The following is a 16221-nucleotide window of genomic DNA, read 5'->3' as shown; positions in this document are numbered from 1 at the left end:
AATTACGGATATGCCGCGCAGGAAGATGGTGCAGCGGATGCTGGCGCTGGGTGCAACGGCCCTGACGCTGGGCATGCGGTCGCGATCGGATGCCACTCCCAAGCCGTCCGCTAACGCTGCGCTGCGCTGGGGCGTCGATTACGGTGCAGCGACCGATCCCGCATTGGCGAGGACGTGCGCGCTGCTGGTGCTGGAGCCGCATCATGCGCGCCCGATCGCGCCGCTCCGGGGCCCCGGCAGCATCCTGCTCGGCTATGTCAGCTTCGGCGAGGTCGAACGCGGCCGACCGTATTTCGCCGCACTTGAAAAGGCTGGTGCGCTCAAGGCCGCCAATCCCAACTGGCCCGATGCGCGGCTTGCCGACCTGCGCCATCCGGCGTGGCGCGCGGCGGTGCTCGACCGGCTCGTCCCCGCGATCCTGGCGCTCGGCTATGATGGCATCTTCATCGATACGATGGACAACGCCGAAGCGATGGAGCGGCAGGATCCTGTGGCCAGCAAGGGCATGGTGGCCGCAGGCGTAACGCTGATCGCCGCCGTACGCGCGCGCTTTCCCAGGATGCGCATCATGCTCAACCGCGGCTATGCGATGTTGCCCGACGTCGCGCCGAAGATCGATTACCTGCTCGGCGAAGCGATGGCGTCGCGGTGGAATTTTGCCACCAAGCGTCATGAATTGCTCAGCGATTCGGACTGGGACTGGCAAGCCGGCCGCCTGCGTGCGGCCAAGGCCCGGAACCCTGCGCTGGGCCTTATGACGCTCGATTACTGGGATCCGGCCGACACGAAACAGGTCGCAGCACTGTACGCGCGCGAACGGGCGGCGGGGTTCAGTCCCTATGTCGCGACGCTGGCGCTCGACCGGCTGGTACCGGAGCCGAGCTGATGAGGATCGACCGCCGACGCGGACGTCTCGCGCTCGTCCTGCCCGCATTGGCGGGGCTTGGCCTGCTTGCGGGCGGGCTGATGCTGTTGCCGAACGACCGCGAGATCCGCCACGCCGAGCGCCGTGCGCAGCCTGCGCAGGCGGCGAGCAGCTCGATGCCTTCCGCACCGGTATCCCCGCCTACGCTGAAGCCTGCGCATCCGGCGATCGCGGCGCAGATCGCGACTGCCGATGCAGCAACGCTTGCGGCCGTCACCGCGCGGCTGATCGCCGAGGGACAGTCGGTATCGACGCTGCAGGTCGCCTATGACCTGGTCGCGGCGAAGCGGCCGGCGGTGGCGCTCGGCTATCTGGCGGCACGGCCCGACGGCGGGGCGGCAGCGACGTGGCGGCTGCGTGTCGATCTTCTTCGCCAAACCGGGCGGACTGCGGATGCGGCCGCGCTCGTCGCGCGGGCCGCCCAGACGCGCGGGGCGGTGGCGGCTGCGGATATCGTTGCGGCGGCCTATGCGATCGATCGGCCCGACCTCGTGATCGTGGCAGCGGCGAACCATGTCATCCCGCCGCCCGATGCCACGCTGTCGCTCGATCTGGCGCTCCGTGCCGACAAGGCTGGGTGCACTGACCTGGTCGCATTGCTCGACAAGGCGACGACGGCGAACTGGCGGGCGGCGGATCCTTGGCTAGCGATCCGTGTCGCGGCGCGCGCGAAGGATACCGCGGCAGGGCTGAGGGCAGCCGACTATCTGCCGGTCGAGCGGCGGGCGACCGCGCGTGAGGCGATCCTGACCGAGGCAGGCGACCGAGATGGCCTGCGTACCGAACTGCTGGCGCGCGCCGAGGCGCCGGGCGCGCAACCCGAGCGGGAGGCGGAGCGGCTGCTCGCGTCGGGTTACCGCGGCGATGCGATGGCGGTACTGCGGCGGGCGGCGACCGGCCAGCCACCGACCGCGCCGGCAGCTCAGCGCCTGCTGTACCTGATGGGGCCGCGGCCGGGGGGCGACGATCTCACCTGGCTTAAACAGCAAAGTTTGCAGGGCAGCGCGGACCAGCAGCGCGCCTGGCTGACGCGCTATGCCGAGCGCGATCGACCGGGCGAGGCGCTGGCGTTCCTGTCGCGGCATCCGCTCGCGGGCCAGACCGACGTGATGCTGATGCGGCTGTCGCTGGCCCGCGCGTCTGGCGATGATACCGCCGGTCGTGCGGTGCTGACGTCGTTGCTGAACGGCCGCTCGCTCGATCCCCCGCAGGTCGCCGCGCTGTCCGCCGCAGCCCCCACGAGGGTAGAACCGGCACAAGCGGCTGCGATCGCGAAACGGCGCGTTGCGGCCGGGGTCGCGGCGCCGCGGGATCTGCTCGACCTCGCCTGGACGGCGTGGAACGCGGGCGATGCCAAGGGCGCGGCGAAGTGGCTCGATCAGCATCTGGCAAGCGATCCAACCGACCTCCCGGCGCTACGGCTGATGGCCGACGTGCAGATACGGATGGGGGGCGAACGTGCGGCACGCCCTTGGCTGGACCGCGCGCTCGCGCAGACACCCGCAGCCAGCAAGGCACGCGTGGAAATTCTGGAAAAGCTCGGTCGTCGGGCCGAGGCCGTAGCGCTGGTCGAGACGCTGCGCACCGAGACCCCGCGCGACCGATCGCTCGCCGCGTTGCATGCCCGCCTGCTGATCGCGCAGGGCCAAGCCGGGCGTGCCCGAACGGTGCTGGCACAATGATCACGCTGCTCCTTTGCTTGATGGACGCACCCGCACTGACCGTTCCCCGTACGGTCTTCGCGGACAGCCGGATCGTGGTGCCCGAGTCCGTGATGGCCTGGCCCGACCAAGCCGTCGTCCGGATCGAGGACCGCGATGGAGAGCTGGTCGCGCGCTTCGATCAGGCGATGACGTCCGACCGGATCGCCGCCTTCCGCGAGGCCGCAGGCGATGCGATCGGCGATCTTCGCTGGAACGACGACAGCCTCGTCCTGCGTCCCGCTGACGGCTGGACAATGAAATGGCGGCAGGCGGGCGCAACGGTCGCGGTGACCTTCTCGCCACCGGCCTCGACCGAACCGCTCGCCGAGACTGTCGACGATACCGCATCCGATGCCGCGCTGACCGCGATCGAGGCGGACGCCGCGGCCGGGTATCCGGGGCCGGCACGACGCGCCGCAACGCAATTGGCAAAACGCTATCCGACCGACCCACGCGCGGCGCGCATGCTCGCCGACACGCGGCTGGCCGACGGAGACGTGCGCGGCGCGGCACGCGATTACCGTGCGCTTGGGGCCGACGACCTGACTGCTCGGCGCGCCATCGCTGCCGCACCGGGGACCGCCAGCATCGGAGTCACCGCGCGTGACGGCAGCGACCTGTCGCAGGCGGAGTTCGCCGCACGGATCGACGCGGCGGTCGGCGATACCTTCGCCGCCGGTGGTGGCCTCCGCCATATCGTCAGCAGGGTCGACACAGACGCGCAGACCGTGCGAACCGGCGACACCGTGGTCGATGCCTCGCTGGCCGCAGCGTTCGACGGCGCAGTCCGCGTCCAGCTGCTCGCCTCCGCAGCGCTCGACGACGGCGTCACCGGGGGCGGCGCCAAAGCTGTCGCGGGGTCCGCCGATGCCCAGTTCCGCGTGACGCTGACCCGGCACATGCCCGATTACTCGACGCCGGCGCAGGTGCTGGCAGGCGGGTATCTCTCACGCTCCCTGCTCGGGGTGACCTATCGGCTGACTCCGGGTCTCGTCGTGCAAGGCGATATCGGCGCGAACCGCTACGGGCTTGCCGGGAGCAGCGGCGCGAGTGACACCATCGTCGCGAGCGGCGGGGTCGATTATCTCATTCGTCGCCAGTTCCCCGCGCTCGGCCTGACCTATCGGTTCGAGGCCGAATACGTCCAGCGTCTGCAACTCGGCGCGGACAACCTGACAATCATCCCGCTCGCCACGCGGGAGAACCATACCGTCCAAGGCCTGCTCAGCGGCGCGCTCGGTACGGTGCAGATGACCGCACTGGCAGGCTGGACCGTCGACAGGTTCGGTGGTGACGGGCCTACCGCCAGCCTTGGCATCGCAGCACCGATCGGCGTGGCATGGCGGGTCGAGGGCAGCGGCGGCATCACCTCGATCGCACGCCCCGGCTTTTCGGGCCGCCAACTCTACGCACGGGCGCTGCTGACACGCAGCCTTGGGGATACGCAGTGACGCACGACGACCAAGTTCGCAAATGGCAGACCCGGTGGCGACGCCCCGCGCGCGTCGCCGCGGAGATCGCGCTTGCCTTCGCCGCGCTGGTCGCACTCGACTGGTGGCTGACGGGCGGCACCGGTTTCGCGCACGTCCATCCCAACCCCTATTGGGTGCCGGTCCTCGTGATGGCGCTGGCGTATGGGACCGGCCCTGGCGTTCTCTCAGCCGTGATCGCATCGGGGCTTTGGCTCGCCAACGTTCACGACACCCCGGGCGAACGCGATTACCTCGACCACCTGTTCCATCTGTCGCTACAGCCTTTGATGTGGTTCGTCGTGGCGGGGATCATCGGCGAAGTGACGATCATGCGGACCGGGCGTCACGATCGGCTGGAAAAGCGCGGCCGTGTCGCGACGCGCAATCTGGCGCGGCTGACCGAGGCGTTCGCGACGCTGTCGCAGACCAATCGCCTGTTGCAGGTCCAGATCGCGACGGAAGCGCATACCGTCGGCCATGCGATCGAGACGGCGACGCGGCTCAGTTCGGAGGACCGGGCAGAGCGGCGCGGCGCGATCGCCGAACTGGTCGCTCTCGCCGCGCGGACCGCCGACTTCACCTGCTACAGGGTCACCGGCGGGGAGGCGCGTGCCTGGCTCCGGGGGCCGGTTACCGCAGGGCGCCGCGACGTCCTGCCCGCGTCCCTCCTGGAGAGGATCGAGCGGCACAAGCGGATCTTGCACGTCGCCAAGCGCAGCGATCGGCACGTGCTCGATGGTGTCGGCGTCGCTGCGATCGCGTTGCCCGAGCGGAAGACCGGCGAAATAGTCGGCTGCCTGGTTCTCCACACCCTGCCCTTCGAGGCGTTGAATGCGAGCCGTACTGCGGAACTCGCCGAGATCGCCGCCTGGTTGACGCCCCTGCTCGCCGATCTACCGCAGGCGACACGGCAACCGGTGAGATCCGCCGGGCTGGTCGCATGATCCTCCGCCTGATCGCGCTGGCGGTCTTCGAGACGATGATCCTGGCGGTGTGCTGGATGTCGGGAGTCGCGGTCGGCTGGGGCCTCGCCGTACATGCCGTGGCGAGCGCGTTCGGGTTCGGCGTGTGGCTTCGCAGCGGAACAGCGGCCGGTTTTGCGCCAGCAATGCTCGGCGTGCTCGGGCCGCTCGGGCTGCTCGTCGCGCTGCCGCTCGGGCGTTTATCCAGGCCCACGACGCAGCGCAGCGACGACGAGATGTTCGGCCCGGTTGCGCGCGGCTCCGCACAGCGCGGCGCGCGTCTCGCCGTCGCGCGGATGCTCGACGGACGCGTTCATCATGCGACGCCCGATACGCTCAGTTCGCTGGTCACGATCATGCGTCACGGTGCGGTTGCCGAGCGGCGGCGCGCGCTGGAAACGGTGGTGCGATCGTTCGAGCCGGCACTGTCGCCGTTGATCGCGCTGGCGCTGACCGACAGCGACCAGACCATCCGCGCGCTGGCGGCGGCGGCCTCGGCCCGGGTCGCGGAGAACCTCGTTCTGGCACGGGCGAGGCTATCGGCGCGCGTTGCGGATGGCGCCGATCCGGAAGCCGCCCTCAGCTTGGCGACACTGCTCGCGGATCATGCCCGCTCGGACGTGCTGCTGTCGGATTCGCAACGCCTCCACCTTCGCGAGGATGCGGTCGCGATGATGGTCGCCGCGGTCCCTTCAAAGGCGGACGATCCAAGGTCTGGGACGCGCGACGCGTTGATGATGGAAGCATTGTGGGCCGCGGGCGATTACGCGGCGATCGACCGGATGGCGACTGCGATCGAGGCCGCGTCGGAGCGGAACGATACGCCGATGGACGCTACGCAGCGCGGCGCGACGACGCGGGCGACGTGGTGGCTGACGGGAGCGGCGGCATGATCCCGCTCTCGGCCCTTGCCGAAAGGTCACGACAAGCGTCGGTCGACATACCGGACGCCGACATCTGCCTGATCGTCGAGGGCGCGTACCCTTATGTGATCGGTGGCGTGTCCGGTTGGTTGCAGGACCTGATCACGCACCTGCCCGACGTCCGGTTCGTGATCGCCGCGATCAAGCCGGGCGCCGGACTGCTCCCGTTCCAGTTGACGCCGCCGCCCAACGTCGTCGCCGTCGTCGAGATCGGCCTAGCGCCCGCGCCGGCCGTTCCGCGCGCCATCCCAGACCGGATCGCGGTGCCGATCGCCGACGCGCTCGTCGCGTTCGTCGCGACCGGTGGCGCAGATCGGCTCGCGACGCTGATCGACGTGATCGGCGGCAGCACCCGGCCGCTCGCGCCCGGCGATATCCTGTCGCATCCCGCCGTCTTCGCACGGCTCCGGCGCCATTATCAGGCGATGCTGCCCAAGGCGTCCTTCCACCATTATTTCTGGGCGATGCGCGTTCTGCTGGGTGGGTTGCTCGCGGTGCTGACTACGCCGCTGCCTCGCGCGAAGGCGTATCACACGATCTCGACCGGGTTCGCGGGCCTGCTCGCCGCCCGTGCCGCGCGCCAGACCGGGCGACCGGCGTTCATCACCGAGCACGGCATCTACCTGCTCGAACGCCAGATCGAGGTGATGATGGCGGACTGGATCGGCGATCAGGTCGACACCGGGCTCGAACTGGAACGCAGCGTCCGCGACCTTCGCGACCTGTGGGTGCGCGCGTTCACCAGCTATGCGACCGCCTGCTACGACAGCTGCAATCCGATCGTCGCCCTGTACGGCGCGAACACCGCGGTCCAGCGTCGGCTGGGCGCTGCCGCCGACCGGGTCCGCGTAATCCCCAACGGGATCGATTCGCGGCGATTCTCGAGCCTCCCGGACCAGCGCGATCCGGCGCATCCGCTGGTTGCGCTGCTCGGCCGCGTGGTGCCGATCAAGGACGTGAAGACGTTCATCCGCGCCGCCGCGATCGCGCACGTCGAACGCCCCGACATCCGCTTCGTCGTGCTCGGCCCCGAGGACGAGGACCCGGAATATGCCGCGGAATGCACGCGACTGGTCGAGGATCTGGAGCTGACGCAGGTCTTCCGCTTCGCCGGGCGGGTGCGGATCGAGGACTGGATGGCGAAGATCGACCTGCTCGTGCTCACCAGCCTGTCGGAGGCACAGCCGCTGGTGATCCTGGAAGGCGGCGCGTGCGGTATCCCGGTGGTGGCACCCGATGTCGGCAGTTGCCGCGAAATGATCGAGGGTCGCGGCGGCGCGGACTCCGGCCATGGCGGCATCGTCACGCCGCTGGTCAACCCGGCAGCGACCGCGGCGGGAATCCTGGCGATCGCCGGCGATCCGGCGATGCGGCTGGCGATGGGGGAAACGATGCGCGAGCGCGTACGGCGGGATTATGACCACGGCACGATTATTGGGGCGTATGCCGAACTCTACGGGTCGCTGATCGCGCAATAGGGGCGTTCTCGATGAGCCGACGAACCTGCAATCCTCCCCCGCCAGGGGGAGGTGGCGCGGTCAGGCGAGGGAGGGGGAAGAACACGGAGCGGCTGACGTCGCCTGCCTCCCCCTCCGTCAGGCTGCGCCTGCCACCTCCCCCTGGCGGGGGAGGATCGATCCGTCCTACGCCCCGCCGGTCACGATTACATCCGTCAAGTCCACCGCGGCCGGTCCGGCCAGCACTGGAACGCCGACGATCGGCAAGGCCGTGCCGACCGGTCCGGGCAACGTCTGTACGAGCGCCGGCCTGATCCTCGCGTCGGGCGCGGGCGCGAGCTGCGGTGCAGGTCGGGCCGCCGCACTCGGAACCTGCGCGCGATCGATCGGCGCCAAGACCGGATCGAACGGCCCGAACGTCTTGGCCCGCACGCGCCGCGTGTTCTGCGCCGGGTCGTAGCTCGGCACGCCCTGATCGATTGCCGCCGCCTGCAATCGCCCGAGCGTCGCGAGCAGGCGCGCCTCCGCGGCATAGGCGCCGTAGGTCGCGTTGACGAAGACGAGTTGCGCGGTCAGCAGCCGCTGTTCCGAGTCCAGCACTTCGAAATTCGAGCGAAACCCTTCCGCGAAGCCGCGCTGGACGCCGGTGAGCGCGGACTCCGCGGCCTCGGTCGCGAGCTGGCCTGCCGCCATCTGCTCGCCGGCCGCCACCGCCTGGTTCCAGGCGTTCTGCGCATTGGCGAGTGCGGCACGACGCGCGGTCTCGACCTCGAACCCGAGCTGCTGGCGTTCGGCGATCGCGGCACGGACGCGCGATCCGATCACGCCGCCGGTCAGCAGCGGCATCGTCAGCGTGACCCCGCCGGTCGCCTGCGCACCGGCATCGCGCAGACGGTAGGAATACGGGCTCGCATAGCCATAACTGCCCGACAGCGCGACGATCGGCGCACGCTCGGCGCGTTGCGCGGCAATCCGTGCGTCGCCCGCCTTGGTCGCCAGGATCGCCTGCCACAGGCTCGGGCTCTCCTTCTCGACCACCGCGAAGGCCGCGTCGAGCGAGCGCGGCAGGCCGGGCAGTGTCGGCGGCACGAGCAACGTGCCCGGATTGCGCCCGACCACGGCCGCGAACCGCCCCCTGCTCGCCTGGAGGTTGACCGTCGCCTGCGCCAGTTGAGCGCGGATGATCTCACGCTGCGCCTGTGCCTGCGCGATGTCGGTACGGGTCAGGTCGCCGCCGCGTTCGCGCGCGATAGCCTGCGTGACCTGACGCCCGTAGGACTCGAGCGAACGCTGCTGGATCGCCACCAGTGCCTGATCGCGCCGCACCGACACGAACGCATCGACGACTTCGAGCAGGATCGCGTTCTCCGCCTCGCGCAGCCGTTCGCGTCCCGCGAGCACGGTCGCCTCCGCCGCGGATACCTGCGCCGCGGTGCGCCCGCCGTTGAGCAGGATCTGCGACGCGGTCAGCGAAGCGCCGACCATCCGCCCCCGTGCCGTATCGAAATCGCCGAGCAGGCCGCGCTGGTCCTGCGACTGATATTGCAGCGTCATACTGACGCCCGCGTTGAGCCGGTACGCCGCCCCTGCCTGGACGATCTGCTCGTCGAGCGCCCGGAGTTGCGCGCGCTGCCCCTCAAGCGAGGGGTTGCTGCGATACGCGTCCGCGATCGCCTGCCCCAGCGTTTCCGGCGCGGCGGACCGTGCCTCCGGTGCCGTCTGGGCGAGCGCGGATCCGGCCGGCAACAGAAGCACGACGGCGGCGAGGCGAAGAATATCAGCGTTCATGGAGCGACCGTGAAAAAGCCTCGGTCAACGGATCGAGAAGATAATCGAGTGCGGTGCGCGACCGCAGCTTGACGAGGACGGTGACGGGCACGCCTGCACGGATGCCGGTATCGCGCCCGCGGACGGCCTCGATCTTGGCGATCTGGTCGCGCGGCACGGTGATCTCGGCGCTGAAATAACTGTGACCGGTCTGCTCGTCGCGGAGCGAGTCCGCGGACACGGTGCGGACCGTGCCGAGCAGGATCGGCAGGTCGCGTTCGTGCAGCGACAGGAACTTCACCTCGGCCTCACGACCGGCAAACACGCCGTCAATGTCGCCGGGCGAGAAGTTCGCGCGCACGACCAGCGGTGCAGCGTCGGGGACGATGTCGAGGATCGCCTGACCCGGCTGGATCACACCGCCGACCGAGAAAACGCGCAGCCCGACGACGCGGCCCGCCACTGGCGCGCGGATGATCGTCCGCGCCAGCTGCTCGCGCGCGGCGGCGAACTTCGGCATTACCTCGTTCAGCTGGAACTGCGTGTCGCGCAGCAGCGTCGCGCTGTCCTCGACATATTTGCGCCGGGTCTGGACACCTTCCGCGCGCGTCTGGCCGATCTGTTCGCGCGCCGCCGCCGAGCGAGAGACATAGTCGGCGTCGGTCCCCTCGAGCTGCTGGATCGAGCGCTCGATCGCCCGCACCGTGTTACGCGAGACATAGCCCTGATCGGCGAGCGTACGCGTGCTCTCGAGCTGTTGACGGAGCGACTCGCGCTGACGGGCGGTCGCCTGCGCCTGTGCGTTGAAGCCGGTCGTCTGCTGCGCGACGGCCGCCGCCTGCTGGCGGAGCACCGCGCCGTTTGCCGCCAGCGCAGCCGAACGCGCCATGCGTTGCGCGATCTGGAGCGACTTCGCCCGCTCGACCAGCCGCAGGTCGTCGCCCTGCGCGGACGCGAACTCCGCGGGCCAGACGATCGCGCCACCGCGCACGTCCGCTTCAAGCCGTGCGCGTTGCGCCTGGAGATCGATGACGCTGGCGGCCAGCGCGCGTTCGCTCGCGGTGACTTCCGCGCCTTCGAGCCGGAACAGAACGTCCCCCGCGCGGACGTGCTGGCCGTCGCGCGCGGTTATCGCCGCGACGATCCCGCCTTCGCGGTGCTGGACGGTCTGGCGATTGCCGGCGACGACCACCTGACCGTCGCCCGCCGCCGCCGCATCGAGCCGCGCGAACGCCGCCCAGCCGAGCCCGACGACGAAGAACAGGATCGCGACGATCCCGCCGACCAGGATCGCGTGCCGCGGGGAATCATCGAGGCGGAGGCGATCGCCGAGGCTCGCGCCGCCAGCGGCGGGGACTGGACTGGCCAGTTCGGCGGGGATCATCGTGCGCCTCCGGTAGCAGCCGCGGGCGCTGCGTTGGCAGGACGAACAACCTTTGCCCGCTCGTCAAACAACTGGATCGCGCCGCCGCGCAAAACCATGATCTTGTCGACCGCTTGCAGGAGCCCGGTCCGGTGCGTCGAGACGATCACCGTCGCGCCGCGCTCGCGCAGGGCCGCGAGCGTCGTCACCAGCCGCGCTTCGCCGTCGCTGTCGAGATGCGCGTTGGGCTCGTCCAGGAACAGGATCGTCGGCGTGCCGAACAGCGCGCGGGCCAGCGCGACCGACTGGTTCTGCCCCGCCGACAACCCCGATCCGTCCGCCATGCTCAGCATCGTCGCATAGCCATTGGGCAGGCCCAGGATCACCTCATGCGCGCCCGCCGCCTGCGCCGCCTCGACCACCGCGGCGTCGAGTTGCTCGCTCTCGCCCGCCAGCACCGACTGGAAGCGCGAGATGTTGGTGTGGACCGAGGTCGGGAACAGCGACGGCGATTGCGGCATGTAACCGACATGGCGGCCGAGCTGTTCGCGGTTCCAGTCCGCAAGACTCGCGCCATCGATCCGTACCTCGCCATTGTCCGGCGACAAAGCTCCCGACAGAACGCGCAGCAAGGTCGACTTGCCCGCCCCGCTCGGGCCGACCAGCGCGACGATCTCGCCGGGTTCGACCGCGAAACTGATGTCCGTCAGCAGGGCCCGATCGCTACCTTCGGGGCGCACGGTAACGCCGCGGACGTCGATCCGGCCGACCGGCGCGGGCAGAGTTGTCGGGTCGATCGACGGCCCCGGCATCGCACAGAACGCGTCAAGATCGCGGTAGGCGTTACGCGCGGCGGCGAGCGGCTTCATCGCGCCAAGGATTTGTTCGACCGGCTGGAGTGCGCGCCCGAGCAACAGCGACGCCGCGAAGATCGCGCCACCCGAGATATCCTGCCGGATCGCCAGCAACGCGCCAAGCGCCAGCGCCAGCGATTGCAGCAGCAGGCGGAGGAACTTGGTGATCGCGAGAAACTGCCCCGATGTCCCCGCGAGCGCAGACTGACGGCGGACGAGCTCGGCACGCTCGAGCAGATGCCGGGTAATTAGCGCATTACGCATTCCCATTACCCGCGCGACCTCCGATCCGTGAATCGACACGTCCTGTTCGCGGCTTGCGAGCACCGCACGCGCCTGCGTGTCGCGCGCCGCCCCCGCAGTCACCCGGTCGCTGAGGATCGCGATCCCGCCGAGCAGCAGCGCGCTGACCAACGCCAGCACGCCGATCCACGGATGCAGCAGGAACGCGATGCCGATATAGATCGGTGCCCAGGGCGCATCGAACAGCGCGATGATCGTCGGCCCGGTCAGCGTGCCCCGCACCGTATCGAAATCGCGCATCGCCTGGCTGCGCTGACCGATCGTCGCGCCATCGGTGCCCAGGATCCGCAGCAATATGCCCGGTGCAGCCCGCCGTTCAAGCCGCATGCTCGCGCGCAGCAACAGTCGCATGCGGACGGCATCGAGGATCGCGAACACGATCAACGCGAGGACGAGAATCAGCGTGAGTAGCAACAGCGTCGCACCACCGCGCGTCGGCACCACGCGATCATACACCTGCAACATGAAGATCGACGGCACGAGGTACAGGATGTTCACCAACCCGGAAAACAGCGCCGCGAACACCAGATGCCGCCGGCAACCTCGGACTGCGCCGGACAGGACATTCCCGGCGCGATCGGGTTTCACAGTCGCAAGCGCAGAGGAAGACGTCGGCATACGCCCGCATAACCGCGAAAAGTTAAACGAACGGTTTCATGGTGTTGACGACGTTCGCGGACGTTTCGCGGCACGCCAGGCTTGGTCGGCGTCGTATTTGTATCGTCGGCGCGAACCGCATCGATGACGCGCGCCAGACCGCACGCGCACGCGGGAGCGCTAGTCTTGCTCGGTAACGGTAGCCACTGATGGTGCGATCGGTCAACGGCGCCAGGGCAGGATCGACGCTAGCGACAAGACATGCGTCGTCCACCCCGCCCGCCCTTCTGCAGAAGCCGATATGCCTGCCTGCGGTGCCACCAGCGGTTCCTCGATACCGGCACGATGCGAATGTGACGAGTCCGCGGTTACAGCCGCACCGCGTTCAGCCTCAGCGCGTTGGTCACCACCGCGAACGACGACAGCGCCATCGCCGCGCCCGCGAGCATCGGCGACAACAGGATGCCGGTCATCGGGTACAGTACGCCCGCAGCCACGGGCACGCCGATCCCGTTGAACAGGAACGAGAATGCCAGGTTCTGACGGATGTTCCGCATTGTCGCCTGCGCAAGCCGCCGCGCCCGCACCAGCGCCGCGAGATCGCCCTTGGTCAGCGTGATGCCCGCGCTCTCGATCGCGACATCGGTGCCCGTCCCCATCGCGATGCCGACATCGGCAGCGGCGAGCGCCGGTGCATCGTTGATCCCGTCCCCCGCCATCGCGACGACCGCGCCGCCGCGTTTCAAGTCGCCGACGATCCGCGCCTTGTCCTCGGGTTTGAGGTCGGCGTGGACCGCATCGATACCACCGATCGCGCGCGCCACGGCCTCCGCGGTCCCGCGACCGTCGCCCGTCAGCATGACGATCCGCAGCCCCTCCGCGTGCAGGTCGGCGATCGCAGCCTTGGCGGTCTCGCGAATCGGGTCGGCGACGACGAGCATTCCTACGAGCCGGCCGTCGACCGCGACCAGCATCACCCCCGAGCCCTCGCCCCGCCGCGTCTCGCTTTGCCGTGCAAGCAATGCCGGGCCCGCGCCGACCGACACCATCATCGCCGCATTGCCGATCGCGACGCGTTGTCCTTCGACATCCGCCGCCACGCCCAGCCCGGTCGTCGAGACGAACCCCGTCGCCGCCATCGTCGCCAGCTTGCGATCGTCCGCCGCCACGACGATCGCCTGCGCCAGCGGATGCTCCGACGGGCGCTCGACCGCCGCAGCGAGCGCGACCAATTCGTCCTCCGCCATCGCGCCGAGCGTCTCGACCGCGATCAGCCTCGGCCGCCCCTCGGTCAGCGTACCGGTCTTGTCGATCACCAGCGTGTCGACGCGTTCGAGCGCCTGCAACGCCTCCGCGGTCTTGACCAGCACGCCCGCGCGCGCGCCGCGTCCGGTGCCGACCATGATCGCCGCCATTGGCGTCGCCAGCCCCAGCGCGCACGGACACGCGATGATCAGCACCGCGATGGCGTTGAGCAGCGCATGGCCGAAACTGCCGGTCGCATACCAGACCACGAACGTCACGACCGCGATCGCGACCACCAGCGGCACGAACCAGCCCGACACGCGGTCCGCCACCGCCTGGATCGGCGCACGGCTGCGCTGCGCCTCGGCGACCATTCGCACGATCCGCGCGAGCACGGTGTCCGCGCCGACCGCCCGCGCCTTCATCACGAGGCTGCCGGTGCCGTTGATCGTGCCGCCGGTCAGCGTGGTACCGATCGTCTTGAGCACGGGCGCGGGCTCGCCGGTCAGCATCGCCTCGTCGACCGACGACCGGCCCTCGACGACGATGCCGTCGACCGGGATCGCCTCGCCCGGCCGTATCCGCAGCCTATCGCCGAGCGCGACGTCGGCCAGCGCAATCTCGGTTTCGCCGCTCCCGACGATCCGCCGCGCGGTCTTCGGCGCCAGATCGAGCAACGCGCGGATCGCCCGCCCGGTCGCCGCCCGCGCGCGGAGTTCGAGCACTTGGCCGAGCAGGACGAGCGTCACCACCACGCCCGCCGCTTCGTAATAGACCGGCACCATCCCGTGCATCCGGATCGACTGCGGGAACAGGCCGGGCGCGATCGTCGCGGCCGCGCTGTACAGGAACGCCGCGCCGACACCGAGCGAAACCAACGTGAACATGTTGAGCCGCCAGGTCCGCACCGAGACCCACCCGCGTGCGAAGAACGGCAGCCCCGCCCACAACACGATCGGCGTGGTGAGGGCGAGCTGGATCCAGGCCGACCAACCCTGCGGGACGATCGCGATCCCTGTCATCTCGGCCCCCATCGAGAGCACGAGCAACGGCACCGTCAGCACCCCGGCAATCCAGACCCGCCGCGTGAAATCGACGAGTTCGGGATTGGCACCTTCGTCCAGGGTCGGTGCTTCGGGTTCGAGCGCCATCCCGCAGATCGGGCACACGCCGGGTCCCTCCCGACAAATCTCCGGATGCATCGGGCAGACCCACATCATCGCAGCAGATCCCGAAACTCGGCGAGCCGCGACCGATAGCCATCCGCATCGCCGTATTCGAGAAAGGCGTAATAGCGGTGAAGCGGATCGTCGACGCGCAGCGCATGCTTGATCGGGCACCAATATTGCTCGGTCCGGCTGCTGACTTCGCGGACGAACCCGACCAGCCCGTTCGCGTACGAACAGAAGGCGCAGTTGAGCGCCTCGATCCGGTTCAGATAGCCCAGATGCGCGCGATCGAACATGATGTAGTCGCCGCGCCGGACCCGCGCGATCCCGTACGCGCGAAAGCAGATCGCCTGGTACAGGCTCACCCACGCATCGACGATCAGCAGCGGCACGATCAGCGAGTAGATCACCGGCGCAGTCACGATCGAGACCAGATCGGAACGGGCGACGAAACGCAGCACCGATACTTTCAACCGCCGCTGCGCATCGAGCACGCCGTGTTCGAACCCGACGATCCGGCCGGTGAGCTCGACGCCGAGCGCGCGCCGTCGTTGCTCGATCTCGCGGTCGAGTTCGCCCTGAAGCCGGACGATCTCGTGCGCGAGATCCTGCATCCTCTGGATATCGATCGTCATGCAGTCTCCTCACAGGGGCGGAGGATCGCCCATCCGCAACCTAATTTGGAGGGGAACCGTCGCTAGGATCGGAAACTACGTGTTTCCCGACGCTCCGGCGAGGCACGCATTGCGGCTAATCCAGAACCGTACCCAAGTCGGGTGCGTGATCGATAAGGACGCCACGATGGTCGAACTCTTCAGCGAGCGTGCAACCGCCCCCGAGCGTATAATAGCGCCATCGCCGCCCGTCGAAGAACCGGTGACGTGGACCGCGGACCTTGCGACGCGCAGCGGCTATGTCTTCCACGTCCGCCCCGCTTCGCCCTCGGATGAGGCCGCGCTCGGCGAATTCTTCACCAAGGTCGACAAGGAAGACCTGCGGTTCCGCTTTCTCAGCGCGATCCACAAGGTCGACGAGACCCAGTTGAAGGCCCTGGTGACGGTCGACCACGAGCATGCCGAGAACTTCCTCGCCTTCGAATACGGCACCGACCGGATCCTCGCGACCGCGATGCTGGCCGCGGACGAGACGCTCACGAATGCCGAGGTCGCCGTCGCGATCCGCGCCGATTTCAAACGCCTCGGCATCAGCTGGACGTTGCTCGATCACGTCGCGAAGTTCGCGCGGGCAAAAGGCATTCGCACGCTGGAGTCGATCGAGAGCCGCGACAATCATCAGGCGATCGACCTCGAACGCGAGCGCGGCTGGATCGCGTCGGCCTGTCCGGGCGATTCCGCCGCGATGATCCTTCGGATGACTCTTTAGGCCGGGTCCGATGCCTTCGCGGCGCCGGTCCGGGTTCAGCGACGTCGGTCGACGATAACGAGGCGATGACCGACAGCCCTTCGATCCTGACCGAGCGC

At 69.0% G+C, this 16221-nt stretch carries 11 protein-coding genes and 1 pseudogene; 7 read left to right on the top strand and 5 right to left on the bottom strand.

The features are described from left to right. Positions 1-10 precede the first annotated feature (10 nt). The 6 genes from C8J45_RS05050 to pelF are packed head-to-tail and all read left to right on the top strand — an operon-like array spanning position 11 to position 7463. Positions 11-886 carry an endo alpha-1,4 polygalactosaminidase gene (locus tag C8J45_RS05050; protein ID WP_107962078.1) on the top strand — a complete coding sequence of 292 codons (876 nt, stop codon included), beginning with the start codon at positions 11-13 and terminating at the stop codon, positions 884-886. Next, entirely contained in the window at positions 886-2607 is a 1722-nt protein-coding gene (locus C8J45_RS05045) for a hypothetical protein (protein ID WP_107962077.1), read from the top strand. The genes C8J45_RS05050 and C8J45_RS05045 overlap by 1 nt, the downstream gene beginning before the upstream one ends. Continuing rightward, positions 2604-4079 carry a hypothetical protein gene (locus tag C8J45_RS05040; RefSeq protein ID WP_146168567.1) on the top strand — a complete coding sequence of 492 codons (1476 nt, stop codon included), beginning with the start codon at positions 2604-2606 and terminating at the stop codon, positions 4077-4079. Before C8J45_RS05045 ends, C8J45_RS05040 begins: the two co-directional genes overlap by 4 nt. Next, positions 4076-5044, top strand: coding sequence for a hypothetical protein (locus C8J45_RS05035; protein WP_107962075.1), 969 nt, complete (start codon positions 4076-4078; stop codon positions 5042-5044). Before C8J45_RS05040 ends, C8J45_RS05035 begins: the two co-directional genes overlap by 4 nt. Beyond that, positions 5041-5955, top strand: a complete 915-nt coding sequence (locus C8J45_RS05030) for a hypothetical protein (RefSeq protein WP_107962074.1) — start codon at positions 5041-5043, stop codon at positions 5953-5955. The genes C8J45_RS05035 and C8J45_RS05030 overlap by 4 nt, the downstream gene beginning before the upstream one ends. Then, positions 5952-7463 (top strand): GT4 family glycosyltransferase PelF, encoded by a 1512-nt coding sequence (pelF, locus tag C8J45_RS05025; RefSeq protein ID WP_107962281.1) that lies wholly within the window; start codon positions 5952-5954, stop codon positions 7461-7463. Before C8J45_RS05030 ends, pelF begins: the two co-directional genes overlap by 4 nt. A 165-nt stretch (positions 7464-7628) precedes the next feature. Here the strand turns inward: pelF and C8J45_RS05020 are convergent, their stop codons facing one another. The 5 genes and pseudogenes from C8J45_RS05020 to C8J45_RS05000 form a co-directional block, all read right to left on the bottom strand. Continuing rightward, the gene (locus C8J45_RS05020) at positions 7629-9230 is read right to left on the bottom strand and encodes a TolC family protein (protein ID WP_107962073.1); all 1602 of its coding nucleotides are present in this window, start codon (positions 9228-9230) and stop codon (positions 7629-7631) included. Then, positions 9220-10593 carry an HlyD family type I secretion periplasmic adaptor subunit gene (locus tag C8J45_RS05015; RefSeq protein ID WP_107962072.1) on the bottom strand — a complete coding sequence of 458 codons (1374 nt, stop codon included), beginning with the start codon at positions 10591-10593 and terminating at the stop codon, positions 9220-9222. Before C8J45_RS05015 ends, C8J45_RS05020 begins: the two co-directional genes overlap by 11 nt. Further along, positions 10590-12317, bottom strand: coding sequence for a type I secretion system permease/ATPase (locus C8J45_RS05010; RefSeq protein ID WP_258191288.1), 1728 nt, complete (start codon positions 12315-12317; stop codon positions 10590-10592). The genes C8J45_RS05015 and C8J45_RS05010 overlap by 4 nt, the downstream gene beginning before the upstream one ends. A 377-nt stretch (positions 12318-12694) precedes the next feature. Continuing rightward, a pseudogene (locus tag C8J45_RS05005) lies at positions 12695-14809 on the bottom strand (copper-translocating P-type ATPase); the annotation flags it as partial. Beyond that, positions 14788-15375 (bottom strand): hypothetical protein, encoded by a 588-nt coding sequence (locus tag C8J45_RS05000; protein WP_181321093.1) that lies wholly within the window; start codon positions 15373-15375, stop codon positions 14788-14790. The gene C8J45_RS05000 and the pseudogene C8J45_RS05005, both read right to left, overlap by 22 nt. Before the next feature lie 145 nt (positions 15376-15520). Here C8J45_RS05000 and C8J45_RS04995 point away from each other — a divergent pair, with 145 nt between their 5' ends. Next, positions 15521-16123, top strand: a complete 603-nt coding sequence (locus tag C8J45_RS04995) for a GNAT family N-acetyltransferase (RefSeq protein WP_258191287.1) — start codon at positions 15521-15523, stop codon at positions 16121-16123. Positions 16124-16221: the final 98 nt, after the last annotated feature.

This window comes from Sphingomonas sp. PP-CE-3G-477, assembly GCF_003050745.1.
Lineage (GTDB): Bacteria > Pseudomonadota > Alphaproteobacteria > Sphingomonadales > Sphingomonadaceae > Sphingomonas.
This window is presented reverse-complemented; position numbering and strand designations above follow the sequence as displayed.

Coding starts and splice junctions, on each gene's coding strand:
- C8J45_RS05040 (WP_146168567.1), top strand. CDS start 2,604: ATGATCACGCTGCTCCTTTGCTTGATGGACGCACCCGCACTGACCGTT.
- C8J45_RS05030 (WP_107962074.1), top strand. CDS start 5,041: ATGATCCTCCGCCTGATCGCGCTGGCGGTCTTCGAGACGATGATCCTG.
- C8J45_RS05015 (WP_107962072.1), bottom strand. CDS start 10,593: ATGATCCCCGCCGAACTGGCCAGTCCAGTCCCCGCCGCTGGCGGCGCG.
- C8J45_RS05050 (WP_107962078.1), top strand. CDS start 11: ATGCCGCGCAGGAAGATGGTGCAGCGGATGCTGGCGCTGGGTGCAACG.
- C8J45_RS05045 (WP_107962077.1), top strand. CDS start 886: ATGAGGATCGACCGCCGACGCGGACGTCTCGCGCTCGTCCTGCCCGCA.
- pelF (WP_107962281.1), top strand. CDS start 5,952: ATGATCCCGCTCTCGGCCCTTGCCGAAAGGTCACGACAAGCGTCGGTC.
- C8J45_RS05000 (WP_181321093.1), bottom strand. CDS start 15,375: ATGACGATCGATATCCAGAGGATGCAGGATCTCGCGCACGAGATCGTC.
- C8J45_RS05020 (WP_107962073.1), bottom strand. CDS start 9,230: ATGAACGCTGATATTCTTCGCCTCGCCGCCGTCGTGCTTCTGTTGCCG.